16 protein-coding genes are annotated in these 19,145 nt (G+C 67.8%); 13 read left to right on the forward strand and 3 right to left on the reverse strand.

The annotated features are described in order from the left end of the window. Window positions 1-66: 66 nt before the first annotated feature. The 12 genes from ACHMWQ_RS03905 (at window position 67) to ACHMWQ_RS03960 (ending at window position 14,850) form a co-directional block, all read left to right on the forward strand. A complete protein-coding gene (locus ACHMWQ_RS03905) occupies window positions 67-1,041 on the forward strand; it encodes an isopenicillin N synthase family dioxygenase (RefSeq protein WP_396306457.1) in 975 nt (324 codons plus the stop codon). Between the two features lie 112 nt (window positions 1,042-1,153). Continuing rightward, window positions 1,154-4,531: a DUF2126 domain-containing protein gene (locus ACHMWQ_RS03910; protein WP_396306458.1), complete on the forward strand. Its 3,378-nt coding sequence runs from the start codon at window positions 1,154-1,156 to the stop codon at window positions 4,529-4,531. 90 nt (window positions 4,532-4,621) lie between these two features. Then, window positions 4,622-7,138 carry a circularly permuted type 2 ATP-grasp protein gene (locus ACHMWQ_RS03915; protein ID WP_396306459.1) on the forward strand — a complete coding sequence of 839 codons (2,517 nt, stop codon included), beginning with the start codon at window positions 4,622-4,624 and terminating at the stop codon, window positions 7,136-7,138. Window positions 7,139-7,140: 2 nt separating this feature from the next. After that, a complete protein-coding gene (locus tag ACHMWQ_RS03920; protein ID WP_396309381.1) occupies window positions 7,141-8,034 on the forward strand; it encodes a transglutaminase N-terminal domain-containing protein in 894 nt (297 codons plus the stop codon). A 205-nt stretch (window positions 8,035-8,239) separates the two neighbouring features. Next, entirely contained in the window at window positions 8,240-8,521 is a 282-nt protein-coding gene (locus ACHMWQ_RS03925; RefSeq protein ID WP_354553198.1) for an acyl carrier protein, read from the forward strand. Window positions 8,522-8,543: 22 nt separating this feature from the next. Then, entirely contained in the window at window positions 8,544-9,011 is a 468-nt protein-coding gene (locus ACHMWQ_RS03930; protein WP_396306460.1) for a 3-hydroxyacyl-ACP dehydratase FabZ family protein, read from the forward strand. Continuing rightward, entirely contained in the window at window positions 9,008-10,243 is a 1,236-nt protein-coding gene (locus tag ACHMWQ_RS03935) for a beta-ketoacyl-ACP synthase (RefSeq protein ID WP_396306461.1), read from the forward strand. The genes ACHMWQ_RS03930 and ACHMWQ_RS03935 overlap by 4 nt, the downstream gene beginning before the upstream one ends. Before the next feature lie 14 nt (window positions 10,244-10,257). Beyond that, on the forward strand, window positions 10,258-11,544 hold the full coding sequence (locus tag ACHMWQ_RS03940; protein WP_396306462.1) for a beta-ketoacyl-ACP synthase: 1,287 nt from the start codon (window positions 10,258-10,260) through the stop codon (window positions 11,542-11,544). Window positions 11,545-11,633: 89 nt separating this feature from the next. Next, window positions 11,634-12,659 (forward strand): zinc-binding dehydrogenase, encoded by a 1,026-nt coding sequence (locus ACHMWQ_RS03945; RefSeq protein WP_354553204.1) that lies wholly within the window; start codon window positions 11,634-11,636, stop codon window positions 12,657-12,659. A 5-nt stretch (window positions 12,660-12,664) separates the two neighbouring features. Then, window positions 12,665-13,600 (forward strand): lipid A biosynthesis lauroyl acyltransferase, encoded by a 936-nt coding sequence (locus tag ACHMWQ_RS03950; protein WP_354553206.1) that lies wholly within the window; start codon window positions 12,665-12,667, stop codon window positions 13,598-13,600. A 335-nt stretch (window positions 13,601-13,935) separates the two neighbouring features. After that, the gene (locus ACHMWQ_RS03955; RefSeq protein ID WP_396306463.1) at window positions 13,936-14,418 is read left to right on the forward strand and encodes an MmcB family DNA repair protein; all 483 of its coding nucleotides are present in this window, start codon (window positions 13,936-13,938) and stop codon (window positions 14,416-14,418) included. An 81-nt stretch (window positions 14,419-14,499) separates the two neighbouring features. Continuing rightward, the gene (locus ACHMWQ_RS03960) at window positions 14,500-14,850 is read left to right on the forward strand and encodes a RidA family protein (protein WP_396306464.1); all 351 of its coding nucleotides are present in this window, start codon (window positions 14,500-14,502) and stop codon (window positions 14,848-14,850) included. 79 nt (window positions 14,851-14,929) lie between these two features. Here ACHMWQ_RS03960 and mtnA read toward each other — a convergent pair whose 3' ends face one another. After that, a complete protein-coding gene (gene mtnA / locus ACHMWQ_RS03965; RefSeq protein WP_266334471.1) occupies window positions 14,930-16,024 on the reverse strand; it encodes an S-methyl-5-thioribose-1-phosphate isomerase in 1,095 nt (364 codons plus the stop codon). An 87-nt stretch (window positions 16,025-16,111) separates the two neighbouring features. On the opposite strand from mtnA, the gene mtnC reads away from it, so the two are divergent. Further along, window positions 16,112-16,822, forward strand: a complete 711-nt coding sequence (gene mtnC / locus ACHMWQ_RS03970) for an acireductone synthase (protein WP_396306465.1) — start codon at window positions 16,112-16,114, stop codon at window positions 16,820-16,822. Window positions 16,823-17,166: 344 nt separating this feature from the next. Here mtnC and ACHMWQ_RS03975 read toward each other — a convergent pair whose 3' ends face one another. Next, window positions 17,167-18,096: an IS110 family transposase gene (locus tag ACHMWQ_RS03975; protein WP_396306466.1), complete on the reverse strand. Its 930-nt coding sequence runs from the start codon at window positions 18,094-18,096 to the stop codon at window positions 17,167-17,169. 309 nt (window positions 18,097-18,405) lie between these two features. After that, window positions 18,406-19,137, reverse strand: a complete 732-nt coding sequence (locus tag ACHMWQ_RS03980) for a dienelactone hydrolase family protein (protein WP_396306467.1) — start codon at window positions 19,135-19,137, stop codon at window positions 18,406-18,408. Window positions 19,138-19,145 lie beyond the last annotated feature (8 nt).

Raw genomic sequence — 19,145 nt, forward strand, 5'->3', positions numbered from 1 at the left:
CGGTTCCCAAGGTCGTGGTGGCCCCATAGTCTCGGCGTCTCGCTTCGTCATGGTTCAAGGACCCGCATGTCGATCATTCCGATCATCGATCTCTCCGATCCCCAGGGCCCGCGCGCGGTCGCCGATGCCATCGTCCGCACCTGCCGCGAAACGGGTTTCTTCCTTATTACCGGCCATGGCGCGAACCGCGAAATCGTCGAGCGCGGCTGGCAGGCGGCCCGCGCCTTCTTCGATCGCCCGGTCGAAGAGAAGCTGACCGCCGTGATGCCCTACCCGGGCTATCCCTATGGCTACAGCCCGGTCAAGGGCGAGACGCTCGCAGCCTCGCTCGGCGACGCCAAGCCGGCCGATCTGAAGGAGACGTTTTCCTTCGGGCCCTCCGCCTTCCAGCGCCTCGACCACAAGCCGGCCGACGACGCCGAAGCCTTCGTGTTCTCCGCCAATCCCTGGCCGCTCGGTGGCGACGAATTCCGCCTCGCCACCCAGGCCTATTACCGGGAAATGTCGGCGCTGGCGGGCCGGATCCTGCGCTTCTTCGCCCTCGCGCTCGATCTGGAAGAGAGTTATTTCGATCGCTTCATCGACCGCGAGGCCAGCGCGCTGCGCCTGCTCAACTATCCCGACCTCACGGAAGATCCCGTCCCCGGCCAGCTTCGCGCCGGCGTCCATTCCGATTACGGCTCGATCACCATCCTGATGCAGGAAGACGCGCCGGGCGGCCTGGAAGTGAAGGGGCTGGACGGCGAATGGCACCGCGTTCCGGCCATTCCCGACAGCTTCGTCATCAATATCGGCGATCTGATGCAGCGCTGGACGAATGATCAGTGGAAGTCGACGCTGCACCGCGTCACCATCCCGCCGCGTGATCTCGGCCGCTCGGCCAGGCGCCAGTCGATGGCCTTTTTCCACCAGCCGAACTGGGACGCGGCCATCGCCTGCATCCCGACCTGCCTCAAGCCGGGCGAAACGGCGAGCTATCCTCCGGTGGGGTCCGGCGAGTATCTTGCGTCGAAATTCCGCTCGACGGTCGTGAAGGCCTGAACTTCGGGCGGACGTGCCAAGGGACCGGCATGGCGTGATTCTTGCGTCATTCCGGTCGGTGCGCCCGCCGCCAACGTCCTGCTGCGAACGCCCATGGAGAGCCCAAAAGCCGATGTCGATCCTCGCCGCGCTTCGCCACGTCACCCGTTATCGCTATGACCGGCCGGTCCAATTGGGGCCGCAGGTTATCCGGCTGCGTCCGGCCCCGCATTGTCGCACCAAGGTGCCGAGCTATTCGCTGAAGGTGACGCCGGCCAACCATTTCGTGAACTGGCAGCAGGACCCGCACGGCAACTGGCAGGCGCGTTTCGTCTTCCCGGAAAAGACCACGGAGTTTGCCATCGAGGTCGATCTGCTGGCGGAGCTCGAGGTCTACAATCCGTTCGACTTCTTCGTCGAACCCTATGCCGACCAGTTCCCCTTCGCCTATGAGCCGGCGCTCGCCGAGGAACTGGCCGCCTATCTGGCGCCGGAGCCGGCCGGGCCGCTGCTGACCAATTTCCTGGCATCGATCCCGCGCGGGCAGATGCAGATCGTCGATTTCCTCGTCTCGATCAACCAGCGGCTCCAGAACGACATCCGCTATCTGATCCGCATGGAGCCGGGCGTACAGACGCCGGAGGAGACGCTGTCCTCGGCCGCCGGCTCCTGCCGCGATTCCGGCTGGCTGCTGGTGCAGGCGCTGCGCCATCTCGGCCTCGCCGCCCGCTTCGTCTCCGGCTACCTGATCCAGCTGAAGCCCGACGTCGCCGCCCTCGACGGCCCCTCCGGCACCAAGGTCGATTTCACCGACCTGCACGCCTGGGCCGAGGTCTATGTGCCGGGCGCGGGCTGGATCGGCATGGATCCGACCTCGGGCCTGTTCACCGGCGAAGGGCATCTTCCGCTCTGCGCCACGCCGCATTTCCGTTCGGCGGCGCCGATCACCGGCTCGTTCATCGCCGATCCGGGCACCGAGACCTCGTTCGAATTCGAGATGACGGTCAACCGCGTCGCCGAGAATCCGCGCGTGACGCTGCCCTTCTCCGACGACAGCTGGGCGGCGCTCGACGCGCTCGGCCTCCGGGTCGACGCCGATCTCAAGGCGAACGATGTCCGCCTCACCATGGGCGGCGAGCCGACCTTCGTGTCGATCGACGATTACCAGGCCGAGGAATGGAATACGGAAGCCGTGGGTCCGACCAAGCGCGACCGCGCCGACGACCTGATCCGCCGGCTGCGCGAGCGTTTCGCGCCGGGCGGGTTCCTGCATTACGGCCAAGGCAAATGGTATCCGGGCGAGAGCCTGCCGCGCTGGACCTTCGCGCTCTACTGGCGCAAGGATGGCAAGCCGATCTGGCGCGATTCCAGCCTGATCGCCGCCGAGGCCGACGACCTCAACGCGACCCCGGCGCAGGCCGGTGCGCTGCTGGCCGATCTCTCGGAGCGGCTGGGCATTTCGGCGGACCATGTCGTCCCGGCCTATGAGGATCCGGCGCACTGGATCCTCAAGGAAGCCGAGCTGCCGGAAAACGTCACCCCGCTTGATTCCAAGCTCGACGACCCGGAGGCCCGCGCCCGCATCGCCCGCGTGTTCGAGCGCGGCCTGACCGAGCCTTCCGGCTATATCCTGCCGGTGCAGCGCTGGCAGGCCGAGGCCGCGCCCGACAAGCGCTGGATGTCGGAGAAATGGCCGCTGCGGCGCGGCAAGATGTTCCTGGTGCCCGGCGACAGCCCGGTCGGCTTCCGCCTGCCGCTGTCCTCGCTGCCCTTCGTCCCGGTCTCGTCCTATCCCTTCATCGTCCAGCGCGATCCCGGAGCCGTCAGCGGACCGCTGCCCGATCCCGAGGTCTTGGCCGGTCGCGATCGCGCGGGCCATGAAGCCCTCGCCCGGCAGGAGGAACTGGCCCGCCATCTGGCCGGCGCAGGATCGGAGGACGCCGAATCCGAGCGCGGCGAGCAGGTCGAGCAATTCCTGACCGAGGGCGAGACCGTGCGCACCGCGCTGTCGGTCGAACCGCGCGACGGCAGGCTTTGCGTCTTCATGCCGCCGACCGAGAAGCTCGAGGATTATCTGGAGTTGCTCGCCTCGCTGGAGGAGAGTGCCCGCGCGCTCGGCCTCGCCGTGCATGTCGAGGGCTATCCGCCGCCGATCGATCCGCGCATGGACGTGATCAAGGTGACGCCGGATCCCGGCGTCATCGAGGTCAACGTGCAGCCGGCGGGCGATTGGACCGAATGCGTCGCCATCACCCGCGACCTCTATGAGGAAGCCCGGCTGTCGCGGCTCGGCACCGAGAAGTTCATGACCGACGGCCGCCACACCGGCACCGGCGGCGGTAACCATGTCGTGGTCGGCGGCGCCCATCCGGCCGATAGCCCTTTCCTGCGCCGGCCCGACCTGCTGAAGAGCCTGGTGCTCTATTGGCAGCGCCACCCTTCGCTTTCCTATCTGTTCTCCGGCCTGTTCATCGGCCCGACCAGCCAGGCGCCCCGCATCGACGAGGCCCGGCACGACGCGCTCTACGAGCTGGAAATCGCCATGGCCAGCGTGCCAGCGCCCGGCTATGGCACGCCGCCGCCGCCCTGGCTCGTCGACCGGCTGTTCCGCAACCTGCTGACCGACGTCACCGGCAACACGCATCGCTCCGAGATCTGCATCGACAAGCTCTATTCGCCGGACGGTCCGACCGGCCGGCTGGGCCTGGTCGAGTTCCGCTCCTTCGAGATGCCGCCGGATTACCGCATGAGCCTGGCGCAGCAATTGCTGGTGCGGGCGCTGATCTCGATGTTCTGGAACAACCCGCAGCACGGCCTGCTGACCCGCTGGGGCACGCAGCTGCATGACCGCTTCATGCTGCCCCATTTCGTCTGGGCGGATTTCCTCGACGTGCTCGGCGATCTGCAGCGCGCCGGCTATGCCTTCGATCCCGTCTGGTTCGAGGCGCAGCGCGAGTTCCGCTTCCCCTTCGTCGGCCGCATCCAGCAGCAGGGCGTCAAGCTGGAGCTGCGCCAGGCGCTGGAGCCCTGGCATGTGCTGGGCGAGGAGGGCGCGATCGGCGGCACGGTGCGCTATGTCGATTCCTCGGTCGAGCGCATGCAGGTGGAGGTCGAAGGTCTCGACCCGCGCCGGCATGTCGTTTCCTGCAATGGCCGCCGCGTGCCGATGACGTCCACCGGCACGGCCGGCCAGTTCGTCGCCGGCGTGCGCTACAAGGCGTGGCAGCCGGCGCGCGGCCTGCACCCGACCATTCCCGCCCACGCGCCGCTCACCTTCGACATTGTCGACAGCTGGTCGCAGCGCTCGCTGGGGGGCTGCGTCTATCACGTCGCCCATCCGGGCGGCCGCAGCTACGACACTTTCCCGGTCAATTCCTATGAGGCGGAAGCCCGCCGGCTGGCGCGCTTCGAGGCGATCGGCCACACGGCCGGCCACTTCATGCCGCAGGCCGAGACCGGTTCGCCGGAGTTCCCGATGACGCTCGACCTCCGCCGCCCGGCCAATCTTTGATGGCGGTCCGGAAAGTCCTGATGCGAGGACTGCCCTTTCACCTCTCCCTGAGGGAGAGAAGCACCACGTCGCCCTTGCGCAGGATTGCCGATGCCCGTGACGCGTAAGGAAACGCTGCGCCGCAGCAAGGTCGCGGCCGACCGGGCGGAGCGGCTGATCGCCAATTACCGGCCGCTGCCCGGCATCGCCGACGAGTTCATCGGCGCCGATGGCAGCATCCGGCCGCATTGGATGCGCTTCGTCGAATCGATGGCCGAGCTCGGCCCGAGCGAAGTGCAGCACCGTTTCGGCCAGGCCGACCGGCACCTGGCCGATTCCGGCGTCGTCTTCCGCGTCTATGGCGCGGAAAATGGCGACGAGCGGCCCTGGCCGCTGTCGCATGTGCCCTTCCTGATCGAGCCGAAGGAATGGGCCCGCCTCGAAGCCGGCCTGATCCAGCGTGCCAAGCTGCTCGATGCGATTCTGGGCGATGCCTATGGCGAGGGGCGGCTCGCCGCCGATGGCGCGCTGCCGGCGGCGATCATTGCCGGCAGTCCGGAATATCTGCGCCCGCTGGTCGGCGCCGAGCCGGTCGGCGGCCATCATCTGCGTTTCTACGCCGTCGATGTCGGCCGTGGTCCCGACGGGCGCTGGTGGGTCGTGTCCGACCGCACCCAGGCGCCATCCGGCGCCGGCTACGCGCTCGAAAACCGAATCGCCCTGTCCCGCGCGCTGCCCGACCTCTATCGCAGCTTCAACGTCGAGCGGCTGGCCGGCTTCTTCCAGGCGTTTCGAACCGGGCTGAACCGGCTGAACCGGCATGAGGAAACCCGCGTCGCGCTGCTGACGCCGGGCCCGCTCAACGAGACCTATTTCGAGCACGCCTATCTGGCGCGCTATCTCGGCTTCGTCCTGGTCGAGGGCGAGGACCTGACGGTCCGCGACGACACCGTCTACATGCGCACCATTTCCGGCCTGAAGCGGGCCGATGTGCTGTTGCGCCGCCTCGACGCCGATTTCGCCGATCCGCTGGAACTGAACCCCGCCTCGCGGCTCGGCGTGCCGGGCTTGGCCGGCGCGGTGCGCCAGCGCAATGTGGCGATAGCCAATGCGCTGGGCTCCGGTCTGGTCGAGGCGCGGGCCATTCTGGGTTTCCTGCCCGGCCTCTCCCGCCGCATCCTTGGCGAAGACCTGATCCTGCCGAATGTCGCCACCTGGTGGTGCGGCCAGACGCTGGAGCGCGACCATGTCGTGGCCGAGTTCGACCGGATGGTGATCGCGCCGGCGCTCGGCTCCAGCGTGCCCGGCCTGCTCGATCGCGGCGCGGTGCTTGGCGCCACCATCGATCCCGACCGCAAGGCCGCCCTGATTCGCGCCATCGGCCGGCGCGGCACGGATTTCGTGGGCCAGGAAGCGGTCAAGCTCTCGACCACGCCGGTCTGGCGCGGCGAGGGCGACAGCGCCCGGCTGGAGCCCCGCCCCTCGATCCTCCGCCTCTATGTGGCGCGCACGAATGACGGCTGGACGGTGATGCCCGGCGGCTTCTGCCGGGTTTCCGACCAGCCCGACGCCCGCGCCGTTACCCTGCACCAGGGCGGCGCTTCGGCCGATGTCTGGGTGCTGTCTGACAAGCCGGTGGCGGAGACGACGCTGCTTGCCTCGCCCGACAAGGTTGCGCTGCAGCGCATGACGCAGACGCTGCCCAGCCGGGCGGCGGAAAACCTGTTCTGGCTCGGCCGCTATGTCGAGCGCACCGAGGCGACGCTGCGCATCGTGCGCGCCATCGCCGGCCGGCATATCGGCGCGGAATATGACGGCGAGGCGGTGATCGCCCAGCTCGACGCGACGCTCTCCTCCGCCGGATCGATCGGCGACACCGACGAGGATGCGACGCCGACCGAGCGCGCCCTCGCCATGCTGACCGACCGCAGCGACTTCAACACCGTGCCGCGCCTCGCCCAGGCCTCGCGCCGGGCGGCTTCCGTCATCCGCGACCGCCTGTCGCCCGACGCCTGGCGCACGGTCGCGGATCTCGAAGTGCTGCTGAACCAGCCGCTGGAGGCTAAGACCGACAGCGACATGCTGGAGCGCGCCAATGCGGCGTTGCGGCTGATCGCGGCCTTCTCCGGCCTGGTGCAGGAAAACATGGTGCGCCAGCAGGGTTGGCGCTTCCTCGAGACCGGTCGCCGCATCGAGCGCGGACTTGCCATTGCCCGGGCCGCGCGCTTCTGCGGCCTCTCGGGCAAGGCCGGCGAACTCGACGCGCTGCTCGAACTCGCCGACAGCCAGATCACCTATCGCATCCGCTATGTGATGCTGGCCGCGCGCGTGCCGGTGGTCGACCTCGTGCTGCTCGACGGCGGCAATCCGCGCGCGCTCGCCTTCCAGGCCGAACGCATCCGGCAATTGCTGGCCGACATGCCGGCGCATGCCCCGGCCGGGCTGCTGGGACCTGCCGACCGGCTGGCGACCCGGCTCGCCGCGGAACTTGGCACGGCCGATGCCGCCGTCCTCGACGCCGACGACCTGATCGGCTTCGAGCAGACCTTGATGAAGATCTCCGACGAGGTGGCGCTCGCCTATTTCACCCACCGGCGCGCCGCCGATCCGGTCGATGGCGGGGAATGACCATGCTCTACGACATCCGCCAGACCACCCGTTACACCTATGCCTCGCCGGTGCCCTTCTCGCGCCAGGTGCTGCGCCTGCTGCCGGTCGCCCGCAAGGGCCAGCGGGTCGTCGCCGCCGACCTCGTCATCACGCCCGAGCCGACCGAGCGTCAGGACGGCTTCGATTTCTTCGGCAATCGTATCACCACCGTCGCCTTCGCCTTTCCGCATGAGGAGCTGACCCTGGAGACGCGCGCCCGCGTCGCGGTCGACGCCGGCGACAGGCGCGACGGCGAGGCGACGCCAAGCTGGGAGCAGATCCGCCGCCAGGCCGTCGCCGAAGCGGATCTCGGGCCGCTGTCGCCGGTGCATTTCCTGTTCGCCAGCCGCATCATCGCCATCGACGACGCGATCGCCGCCTATGCGGTGGCGAGCTTCCCCGCCGGCCGGCCAATTCTCGCTGCGGCGTTCGATCTCACCTGCCGGATCAAGGCGGATTTCGCCTACGACCCCGAGGCGACGGACGTCACGACGCTGCCGGCCGACGCCTTCGCCAAGCGGGCCGGCGTCTGCCAGGACTTTGCGCATGTGATGATCGCCGGCCTGCGCACGCTGGGGCTGCCGGCCGCCTATGTCAGCGGCTTCCTGCGCACGCTGCCGCCGCCCGGCCAGCCGCGGCTGGAAGGGGCGGATGCCACCCATGCCTGGGTCGCCGTCTGGTGCGGCCGCGAGGCCGGCTGGATCGGGCTCGATCCCACCAATGGCGTTGTCGCGGCCGAGGATCACGTCGTGCTGGCGCTGGGGCGCGATTATTCCGATGCGGCGCCGGTCGACGGCATCATCGTCATCTCCGGCGACCACCAGCTGGATGTCGAAGTCGACGTGCTCGCCATCTCCGGCTCCGATGCCGGATAACATCATTCCGGGACCGAATTCGCCGGGCGAGCGGGACAGGCTGGTATTTCTCGACGGCACACGGTATCAGGACGAATGCAATTCCCTGCCGCCTTGGCTTGCGGGATCGGTTGTCATGTCTGCCGCAAACGCTTCGACGTCGTTGCAAATGTGCAGGCTTGCTCCGATATGCGAGAGCCATTCTAGATAGGATTACGTGACCGTCATGTCTTCCACGTTCGACGTCGTCGCCGATGTGATCGCCCAGACCAGCGAAATTCCGCGCGAGAAGATCACCCCTGAATCCCACGCCATCGACGATCTGGGCATCGACAGCCTCGATTTCCTCGACATCGTGTTCGCCCTCGACAAGAAGTTCGGGATCAAGATCCCGCTCGAGCAGTGGACCCAGGAAGTCAATGCCGGCAAGGCTTCGGTCGAGGATTACTTCCTCCTGAAGAATCTCTGCGCGCATATCGACGACCTGGTCGCCAAGAAGAACGCCTGACAGGATCGGCGTCGAAGCCATCATGCGTCTCGAATATTTTCAGATGATTGATCGCATCGTCGATTTCGACGCTGCGGCCGGTCGTATTCATGCCAAGGCTTTCGTCCCCGAGACGAGCCCGGTGTTCGAAGGTCACTTTCCCGGCTATCCGATCCTGCCGGGCGTGCTGCTGATCGAGACCATGGCGCAGGCTTCCGGCTTCCTGATCCTCGGCCTGAACGGCCTCTCGCGCATGCCGTTCTTCGCCGGCAGCAAGAAGGCCAAGTTCCGCAAGTTCATCGAGCCCGGCGCCGAGCTCGACGTCTATGCGACCCTGACGCATGACGGTTCCGGCTTCGCCGTGACCGAGGCGAAGATCGAGTCGGGCGGCCCGGTCTGCGATGCGGAACTGACGCTGCGCGTCATGGACTTCCCGGCCCCGGAACTGGTCGAGAACATGCGCGAGCGGGTGCGGCAGATCGGCCTGACGCCGGTCGGAGATATGGTATGAGCGACACTTCCGGCGGCAACAGCGCCCGCGACGTCTGGGTCACCGGCATCGGCCTGATCTCCTCGCTGGGCGAGGGCCTCGATGCCCACTGGCAGGCGCTTGCGGTCGACGAGCCGCATGCCGGCAGCGTCGACACCGAGCATTTCGCGCCGTTCCCCGTGCACGCCATGGTGCCGCTTCAGCTCGACAAGCAGATTCCGCGCAAGGCCGACCAGCGCCAGATGGAGCCGTGGCAGCGCCTCGGCACCTATGCCGCCGGCCTGGCGCTCGCCGATGCCGGCCTTGCCGGCGACCTCGATCGGCTCGCCCATATGGACATGATCGTCGCGGCGGGTGGCGGCGAACGCGACGTCGTCGTCGACGGCCAGATCCTGGCCGGTCTCGGCAGCGCGGAAAATCCCGACGCCTTCCTGAACGAGCGCCTCGCCAACGATCTCCGCCCGACGCTGTTCCTGGCGCAGCTTTCCAATCTTCTGGCCGGCAACATCTCGATCGTCCACAAGGTGACCGGGTCGTCCCGTACCTTCATGGGCGAGGAACTGGCCGGCATCAGCGCCGTCGAGATCGCCGCGCGCCGCATCCGCGCCGGCGGTCAGGGCGAACAGTTCCTAGTCGGCGCCGCTTATAATGCCGAGCGCAAGGATATGCTGCTCAGCCTCGCGCTGGGCAACACGCTGTGGCAGGGCGCGGTCAATTCCGTCTGGGAGCGGGCCAATGCCGGCGGCGGCATGGTCACCGGCTCGCTGGGCGTCTTCCTGGTGCTCGAATCGCGCGAAAGCGCCGAAGCGCGCGGCAAGTCCGGCTATGCCCGGCTGGGTCCCGTGCTGTCCGGCCGCAGCCGCCGCGAGCCCGGCCAGGCCACGGCCGTGGCCCGGGGCCAGATCGAGGCGCTGCGTTCGGAACTGGGCGACAAGCCGGTCGGCCTGCTGTCGGGCGCGAGCGGCGTCGCCGCCCCCACGCTCGAGGAACGGGCGCTGCTCGAGGCGCTGGTCGCCGAAGGCACGGTCGGTCCGATTCGCGCCACGCAGAGCCTGCTCGGCAACAGCCTGGAGGCCGCTTTCCCGGCCCAGGTCGCGCTCGCCGCGCTGGCGCTGTCGCGAAAAGGCTTCTATCGGCCGGCCGATCCCACCGGATTGGAACTTGAAGCGACCGACGTCCCCACCCAGATCCTGGCGACGAGCTGGGGCTTCTGGCGCGGCGAGGGCATGGCGCTCCTCGAAGCGATCGACTGAGAAAGGTCACGATCATGGGCAAAGGCAAGACGCGGGATCATCTCGGGCGTCCGGTCGTCGCCGTCACCGGCATGGGCGTGGTCACCTCGCTCGGCCAGGGCATCGACGACAATTGGTCGGCGCTGACCTCGGGCAAGTCCGGCATCCACCGCATCACCCGCTTCCCCGTCGATCACCTGCGCACGACGATCGCCGGCACCGTCGACTTCCTGTTCGACGAGGCGCCGCGCTCGGCCGTGCTGACGCAAAAGCTGGCCGAACTCGCTGCCGAGGAAGCCATTGCCCGCGCCAGGATCGGCACGCCGGGCGATTTCCCGGGCATGCTGTTCATGGCGGTGCCGCCGGTCGAGCTCGACTGGTCGGTGAAGCGGGAGCTGTTCGAGGGTGGCGACACCACGACGGCTGATCCCTATGACCGCATGATCGACAGCGCGATGTCGCTCAACAGCCCCGAGGCCTATGAGTACGCGCTCTATGCCTGCGTCGCCGAGAAGACGGCCGACCGGTTTGGCACGCGCGGCGCCCCCATTTCGCTGTCGACGGCCTGTGCTTCGGGAGCGACCGCGATCCAGCTCGGCGTCGAGGCGATCCGCCGCGGCGATACGGATGCGGCGCTCTGCATCGGCACGGACGGCTCGGTGCAGGCGGAATCGCTGATCCGCTTCTCGCTGCTTTCCGCCCTTTCCACCAACAATGAAGACCCGGCGACCGCCTCGCGGCCGTTCTCGAAGAACCGCGACGGTTTCGTCATGGCCGAGGGCGCCGGCGCGCTGGTGCTGGAAGATTACGACGCGGCGGTGGCGCGCGGCGCCGAGATCCTCGCCGTCATCCGCGGCGTCGGCGAGCAGGCCGACGATTTCCACCGCACCCGCTCCAAGCCGGACGGCTCGCCTGTCATCGGCGCCATGCGCCAGGCGCTGGGCGATGCCGGCATCGGGCTGGACGAGATCAACTACATCAACGCGCACGGCACCAGCACGCCCGAAAACGACAAGATGGAAGCCTTGTCGCTCGAGGCCGTGTTCGGCGAGCACGTCAAGTCGATCCCGATCAGCTCCAACAAGTCGATGATCGGACATACGCTGACGGCGGCCGGCGCGATCGAGGCGGTTTTCTCGATCCAGACGATCCGCAGCGGCGTCATCCCGCCGACCATCAACCACGACGTGGCCGACCCCTCGGTGTCGCTCGACGTGGTGCCGAACGTCGCCCGCGAGGCCCCGGTCTCGATGGTGCTGTCGAACTCGTTCGGCTTCGGCGGGCAGAATGCCTGCCTGGTGATCGCGGCAAGCCCCGCCTGACCGCGACGCTGGGTCCGGCGCGTGCCTCTGGCATGTTGCGCGCCGAGGCGGTAAAGCAGGCCCTGTTCAGAACGACAGACGGATAACTCATGCGCGCCCTGCAGCTGCTCGCCGACCGCAAGCTTTCGATCGTTGATGCCCCGATGGCCCCCGCGCCCGGTCCGGGCGAGGTCCGCGTGGCAATGGGCGCCGTGGCGCTCAACCACATCGACGTCTGGGGCTGGCGCGGCATGGCCTTCGCCAAGCGCAAGCTGCCGCTGACCGTCGGCGCGGAAGCCGCCGGCACCATCGAGTCGATCGGCGAGGACGTCGAAGGCATCAAGGTCGGCGACCGCGTCGCCATCTACGGCGCCGAAACCTGCGGCACCTGCCCGGCCTGCCATGCCGGCCGCGACAATCTCTGCGAGAACGTCGCCGGCGTGCGCGGCTTCCACATTGACGGCCTCTGCTGTGAATATGTGACGCTGAAGGCGCGCCACGTCGTCGTCGCGCCCCATGGCGTCGCCCTGCGCGACATCGCCTGCACCCCCGTGACCTTCGGCACCGTGCAGCACATGCTGTTCGACAATGCCAAGCTCGAGGCCGGCCAGACCATCCTCGTCCAGGCTGGCGGCAGCGGCATCGGCACGGCGGCGATCCAGCTTGCCAAGGCAGTGGGCGCCACGGTCATCACCACCGTCGGCAGCGACGAAAAGGGCGAGAAGGCCAAGGCGCTCGGCGCCGATCACGTCATCAACTACCGCGAAGACCGCTTCGAGGGCGTCGTCCGCAAGATCACCAAGAAGCGTGGCGTCGATGTCGTGTTCGAGCATGTCGGCGTCGATACCTGGGCGGGCAGCATGTTCTCGCTGCGCCGGGGCGGCACGCTGGTCACCTGCGGCTCGACCACCGGCATCTCGACCGAGATCAACCTGTTCCAGCTCTACCAGCAGCAGCTGCGCCTGATCGGCTCGTTCGGCTGCCGCATCGAGAACATCTCGCAGTCGCTGGCCAAGATCGCCGCCGGCGTCGTCAAGCCCGTCATCGACAGCGTCGTGCCGCTTGACGACATGGGCGATGCGCTGGACCGGATCGAGCAGCGCCAGGTCTTCGGCAAGATCATCGTCACGCTCTGATCCCCATGGCGCTGCCTAGCAAAAAGAAGAAGCCGGTCAAGCTGATGCGGCGCATCACGCGCAGCAGGGCGGCGCATGCGACGATCGCCTTCGTCGTGCGCGGGCTGACCGTCGGCGTGCGCAGCCTGGGCGAACAGCGCGCCGGCCGCGTGGCGGGCTCGGTCGCCCGCTTCATCGGCCGCTTCGTGCCGGAGTCCAAGCTGGCGCGGCGCAATCTGGCCGCCGCCTTCCCGGAGAAATCCGAAGCCGAGCGGGAAAAGATCCTGCAGGGCGTGTGGAGCAATCTCGGCTGCACGGTCGCGGAATATGTCTTCCTCGACAAGCTGGTCGATATCGATCCGGAGCGCCTGGGCGAAGGCCGCATCGACGTTGTCGGCGTCGACCAGTTCCTGGCGATGCGCGACGACGGCAAGCCCGGCATCATCTTCTCGGCCCATCTCGCCAATTGGGAAATCCTCGCCGTGGTCGCGGCGCGGTTCGGCCTGCCGGTCGTGTCGCTGTTCCGCGCGCCCTCCAATAACATCATCGGCGAGGACCTGCTGCAGCAGCGCGAGCAGATGATGGGCAAGCTGGTGGCCTCCAATCGCGGCGCCACCTTCGAGGTCGGCGCGGCGCTGGATCGTGGCGAGCATCTGGGCATCCTCACCGACCAGCATCACCGGCGCGGCCCGCAGGTGCCGTTCTTCGGCCGGCCGATCTACGCCAACCCGCTGGTCGCCCGCCTGGCCCGGCAATATGACTGCCCCGTGCATGGCGCCCGCACCATCCGCCTGCCCGACGGCCGCTTTCGCGTCGAGCTGACGCCGCCGGTCGAGATGCCGCGCGACGAAGAGGGCCTGATCGACGTCGACGCCGGCACGGCCAAGGTGATGTCGGTGGTCGAGGGCTGGGTCCGCGAACACCCCGAGCAATGGCTCTGGCTGCACAATCGCTGGCGATAAGGACCTGTCCGCTCGTTTCCTTCACCTCTCCCTGAGGGAGAGGTCGGAGCGACCTCGACGAAGTCCGCGCAAACTGCAGGGGGCGGAAACGGACCGTCGCCCCGGCGAAGGCCGGGGCCCATAAACTCCGGCCGGGCAAGGCTAGATACATCTCTCGTTCGGCGAGGGCGGTGTGTCTGGATCCCGGCCTCCGCCGGGATGACGACGGAGCCACGCGGAGGACGGCATTGCCCGATGTCCGCGAAGGGATGTTCCCTGGCAGGATGAAGCGCAGGCGACCGAACGTCCCAGTCGCCGCCCTTTAATTCCCCGCCGCCGCGTGGCAAACTCTGTTCATGGTTCATTCTCCTGCCCTCGCGGTGCCGCGTGACGGCCGCCAGTCGGATATGGCGCTGGCCCTGCAGCGCGGCGTCGGCCGGCTGTTCCGGGCGCGCGGCCATGCCATCGTCACCGAACTGGTGCTGGCGACGGGTCGGCGCGCCGACATCATCGCGCTCGGCCCGTCCGGCGAAATCACCATCGTCGAGATCAAGTCGTCGATCGCCGATTTCCGCGCCGACGGCAAATGGCCGGATTACGCGCCCTATTGCGACCGTCTCTATTTCGCCAGCCATGCCGGCGTGCCGCAGGAGATCTTCCCGGAACAGGCCGGGCTGATCCTGGCCGATGCCTATGGCGCCGAAATCCTGCGCGAGGCGCCGCATGCGCCGCTGGTCGCCGCCCGGCGCAAGGCGATGACGCTCCGCTTCGCCCAGGCCGCCGCGCACCGGCTGCACGGTCTCTTCGACCCCGAGGCCGGCTTTCGCGAGATGCTCTGACCCGCGAGTTCGCGCGCCGGGCTTGAAGCCATGGCGCTATGCCGCTAGACGGGATCGGCCAATTCGCAAAAGGAAAATCCCATGAGCAGCATTCGTCGCATCGAGCCGGGCCCCCGCATGAGCGCAGGCGTCGTCCACGGCAACACCGTGTATCTCGCTGGCCAGGTCGGCAATCCGGGCGACGATGTCGCAGCCCAGACGCAGACCGTGCTCGACATCATCGACCGCCTGCTGGCCGAGGCCGGCACCGACAAGTCGCGCATCCTGTCGGCGCAGATCTGGCTGGCCGACATGGCCAATTTCGGCACGATGAATACCGTCTGGGATGCCTGGGTCGACAAGGCCAACCCGCCGGCACGCGCCACGGGCGAATCGAAGCTCGCCACCCCGGCCCATCTGGTCGAGATCATCATCGTCGCCGCGCTGCCGTAGGTTCGGCCAAGGTGCGAAGACGTTCAGCGGCGACGGGTCCTCCCGTCGCCGTTTTCGTTTGGGGGCGGCCGACGCTGGCTCAGCCCTTTTCGGGATAGAGCGCCCGCAGGCCCTCGCGGCTCGCCGGGGCGACGCCGCGCTCGGTGACGAGGCCGGTCACCAGGCGCGCCGGGGTCACGTCGAAGGCCGGGTTGCCGACCTTCGTGCCCTTCGGCGCCAGCCGCACCTTGACGATCGAGCCATCGCCGGCGACGCCGGAAATATGCGTCACCTCGTCGGAGGCGCGCTCCTCGATCTCGATCTCGGCGACGCCGTCCTGCATGCCCCAGTCGATGGTCGAGCCGGGCAGGACGACATAGAACGGGACATGGTTGTCCTTGGCGGCGAGCGCCTTCAGATAGGTGCCGATCTTGTTGCAGGCGTCGCCCGAGGCGGTGACGCGGTCGGCGCCGACCAGGCAGATGTCGACCTGGCCGTGCTGCATCAGATGGCCTCCGGCATTGTCGACGATCAGCGTGTGCGGCACGCCATGCGAGCCGAGTTCCCAGGTCGTCAGGCTGGCGCCCTGGTTGCGCGGCCGGGTCTCGTCGACCCAGACATGGACGGGAATGCCGTCGTCATGCGCGCGGTAGACGACGCCCAGCGCCGTGCCCCAGTCGACGCAGGCGATCCAGCCGGTGTTGCAATGGGTCAGGATGTTGACCGGGCGCGAGCGGCCATTGGCCTCGTAGATCTCGCGCACCAGCCTCGCGCCCTGTTCGGCGATCGCGCCATTGGTCTCGATATCCTCGGCGCGCAGCCGGTCGGCCGTGACATAGGCGGCGACGGCACGGTCGTCCGGGGCGAGATCGCGGACCTCTTGGCGCATGATCTCCAGCGCCCAGCGCAGATTGACGGCGGTCGGCCGCGCCGCGTTGATCGCGTCGAAGGCGGCGTCGACATTGGCGTCGGACGGGTCGTCGCGCAGCGCCATGGCATAGCCATAGGCGCCGGTGACGCCGATCAGCGGCGCGCCGCGCACGACCATGCGCTTGATCGCGTCGATGGCGTCGGCGACGTTCATCAGCTTCAGCGTATCGAAGCGATGCGGCAGCAGCGTCTGGTCGACGACCGTGACCGTCGTCTCCGAGGGATCGCGCCAGATCGAACGATAGGCTACGCCGTCGACTTTCATCAAAAATTCCTCGACCGAAAATGGGATGACCGCTCTCACGTAATCGAGTAGAGGCGGAAGTACCAGTCAACCATCAGGATTCCAGTGATGTCGACCCCGCAAATCCGCGCCGTCCTGACCGATATCGAGGGAACGACCTCGTCGATCTCCTTCGTCAAGGACGTGCTGTTCCCGTTCGCGCGCAGCCGCCTGCAGGGCTTCGTCACCGAGCACGCCGCTGATCCGGCCGTCGCGGAGGCGCTGGCCGAGGCGCGTGATCTCGCCAAGAGGCCGGATCTCGACACCGCGTCGACCATCGAACTGCTCGCCGCCTGGATCGACGAGGACCGCAAGGCCAAGCCGCTGAAGACGCTGCAGGGCATGATCTGGGAAGACGGCTACCGTTCCGGCACGCTGAAGGGCGACGTCTATCCCGACGTGGTCGAGAAGCTGACCGAATGGAAGGAAACCGGGCTTTCGCTCTATGTCTATTCGTCCGGCTCGGTGCTGGCGCAGAAGCTGATCTTCGGCTTCACCCATTCCGGCGACCTGACGCCGCTGTTCTCCGGCTATTTTGACACCGCCATCGGCTCGAAGCTGGAAGTCGCCTCCTACCAGGCGATCGCCGCCGAGATCGGCCTTCAGCCGTCGGAAATCCTGTTTCTGTCGGACAATACGAAGGAGCTCGACGCCGCCCGCGACGCCGGCATGAAAGCCATCGGCCTCGATCGCGGCGAAGTGGTCATCCCGCCGGAAACGACGCACGCCATCGCCAAGGATTTTGCCGCCATCGACGCTAGGGCCGGCACGGTTCGCTGATCGGGTGGGGGGGTGAGCAAACCCCTCACGCGATTGGGAGGCAAAGCAAGACCCTCACCCAACCCTCTCCCGCAAGCGGGCGAGGGCTTTTTTGGCCGGTGCGGACGGCGACAACGAGCCAGGCTGGTTGTGTTCGCTCTCCCACGCGCAAGCTTTCGGCCGGCCGGCGTGGTCGCCACGGAGCGACGGGGCGGGTTGCGCCCCCTCTCCCGCGCGCGGGAGAGGGCTGGGGTGAGGGTCCGACCGGCCAGCGTTGCCGACACTGCCCGGCCGCAGCGCCACCCTGCCTCCGCCGTCACCCTACCCTCGTCGTCATCCCGGGCGAAGACCCGGCAACTGTGTGGTCACGGGTTGAATGAGAGGTGTTGTCGGAGCATGGCGTTGGCGATGACTAGGATCTTTCTGGCGATAGCGATGAGGGCGACCTTGGGTGGCTTTCCGGCGTTGATCATGCGTCGGTAGGCGTCTGCGAAGCGTTGCTCGATCCGGGCGGCGCAGACGGCTGCCATGTAGAGGGCCTCGCGGACGCGCCGTCGTCCGCCGTGGATGCGGCGACTGCCGCGGAACTGACCACTGTCGACATTGTAGGGTGCCAGGCCAGCCAGCGCGGCGATGGTCTTGGGAGAGCGCTGGCCGAGTTCGGGCAGCAGGGCGATCAGCGTGGCGCTGGCGACGGGGCCGACGCCGGGGATTGAGCGCAGCCGCGCCTCAGCACCGGCGAGATCGGCCGAGGCCTTGATGCAGGCCTGAATGGTGCGCTCCAGCGCCGCGATGCGGATGTCGAGCCAGGCCAGGGTCTCGCGGATGTCGTCGGCGATCTCGTCGCTGCATCCCTGCCGTCGGGTGCGTTCCTGCTTGCGCATGGCGACGAGCTGGTCGCGACGCTTGTGCAACTCCGCCAGACGGTTGCGCTCCGGGGAGCGCGGCTGGCGGGGCGCGGGACGAAGCGTCTGGGCCATGGCGGCGAGCATGCGCGCATCGATCCGGTCGGTCTTGGCGAGAACGCCGGTGGCGCGGGCGAAGTCACGCGCCCGGGCCGGATTGACGCGAACGAAAGCGATGCCGGCCTCTGTCAGGGCCTGAGCGAGGACCCGGTCGTACGGACCGGTCGCCTCGAACACGACGAGGATATCGCCATGCCGCCAAGGTTCGAGCCTTTGCGCGATCGCCTCGGCTTGATTGGCGATGCGTTCGGCCACGCCCACGGCGCCGTCGAACAGATCCAGATGGGCTTTGGAGATGTCGCAACCGACAAAGCCAGGGTGTATCTTCATGATGCCTATCCCTGTGCTGCGAGGTCCGTCACCACGGCCTCGATCAACTGTTCAGGCTTGGGTATCGAAGCAGGCGGACGAGGACCGGGCCGGCTCACGGTCTCGAAGACCAGGGATCCAACGATCTCTCGTCCGCCACCCCATCATCGCACAGCTTCAACACACAGGGATCCATTCAGCCGTGGTGTCGGGTAGCTGTTTTGGTCAAGGCTCCGGCTGCATGGATCCGCGCTTTCGCGAGGATGACGGAGAGCGGTGACAAACGTTGGAGCGCGGCTCGAGCAGCAAAGGCGCCGAGCGTGAGCCGCCTTACCTCAGCGTCTCCTCAAAAAACGCCAGCAGCCGCTTCCAGTGGCGTTCGGCGCCCTGGGCGTCGTAGACGCTGTGGTCGCTGACCGTCCAGCCATGCGGCATGCCGACATAGTTCTCGAGCACGTAGTCGACGTCGGCCTCACGCAGCGCCTCGGCGAGCTTGGCCGATTGCGCCGGCGGAAAGCTGCTGTCGGTGCCGGCCATGCCGACATAGACGCGGCCCCGGATGTCGGCGGCCTTCCTGTGCGGGCTGTCGGGGGCGTCGCTGGCGAGATTGCCGCCATGGAAGCTTGCCGCCGCCGCGATCCTGTCGGGATAGGTCGCGGCCGCCGTCAGCGCCCGGCCGCCGCCGAAGCAGTAGCCGACCGTGCCGATCCGGCCCGTGGCGCCGGCCTCTTCCAGGGTGTCGAGGAAGGCGCCGGTGTCGGCGGCGGTCATGGCCTGCGTCGTCGCCTGCAGCAGCGCCCGTAGTTCCCCTCGCGTCGCCTCGTTGTTGAAGGCGTTGGTGTCGAACGGGCCATAGGGAGCGGCGCGATAGAACAGGTCCGGCACCAGCACGAAATAGCCGCCATCGGCCAGCCGCTCGGCCATGCCGTAAAGCGCCGGCCGCGGCCCGAAGGCGTCGCAATAGAGGATGACGCCCGCCTTGCTGGCGTTCGGCCCGGTCGGCGCGAAAAGCCCGGCCTTGGCGACGCCATCGGCCGTCTGGATCTCGACGTCTTGTCTCATCGCAGCTC

This window comes from Kaistia sp. UC242_56 (assembly GCF_044452255.1).
GTDB classification, from domain to species: domain Bacteria; phylum Pseudomonadota; class Alphaproteobacteria; order Rhizobiales; family Kaistiaceae; genus Kaistia; species Kaistia defluvii_A.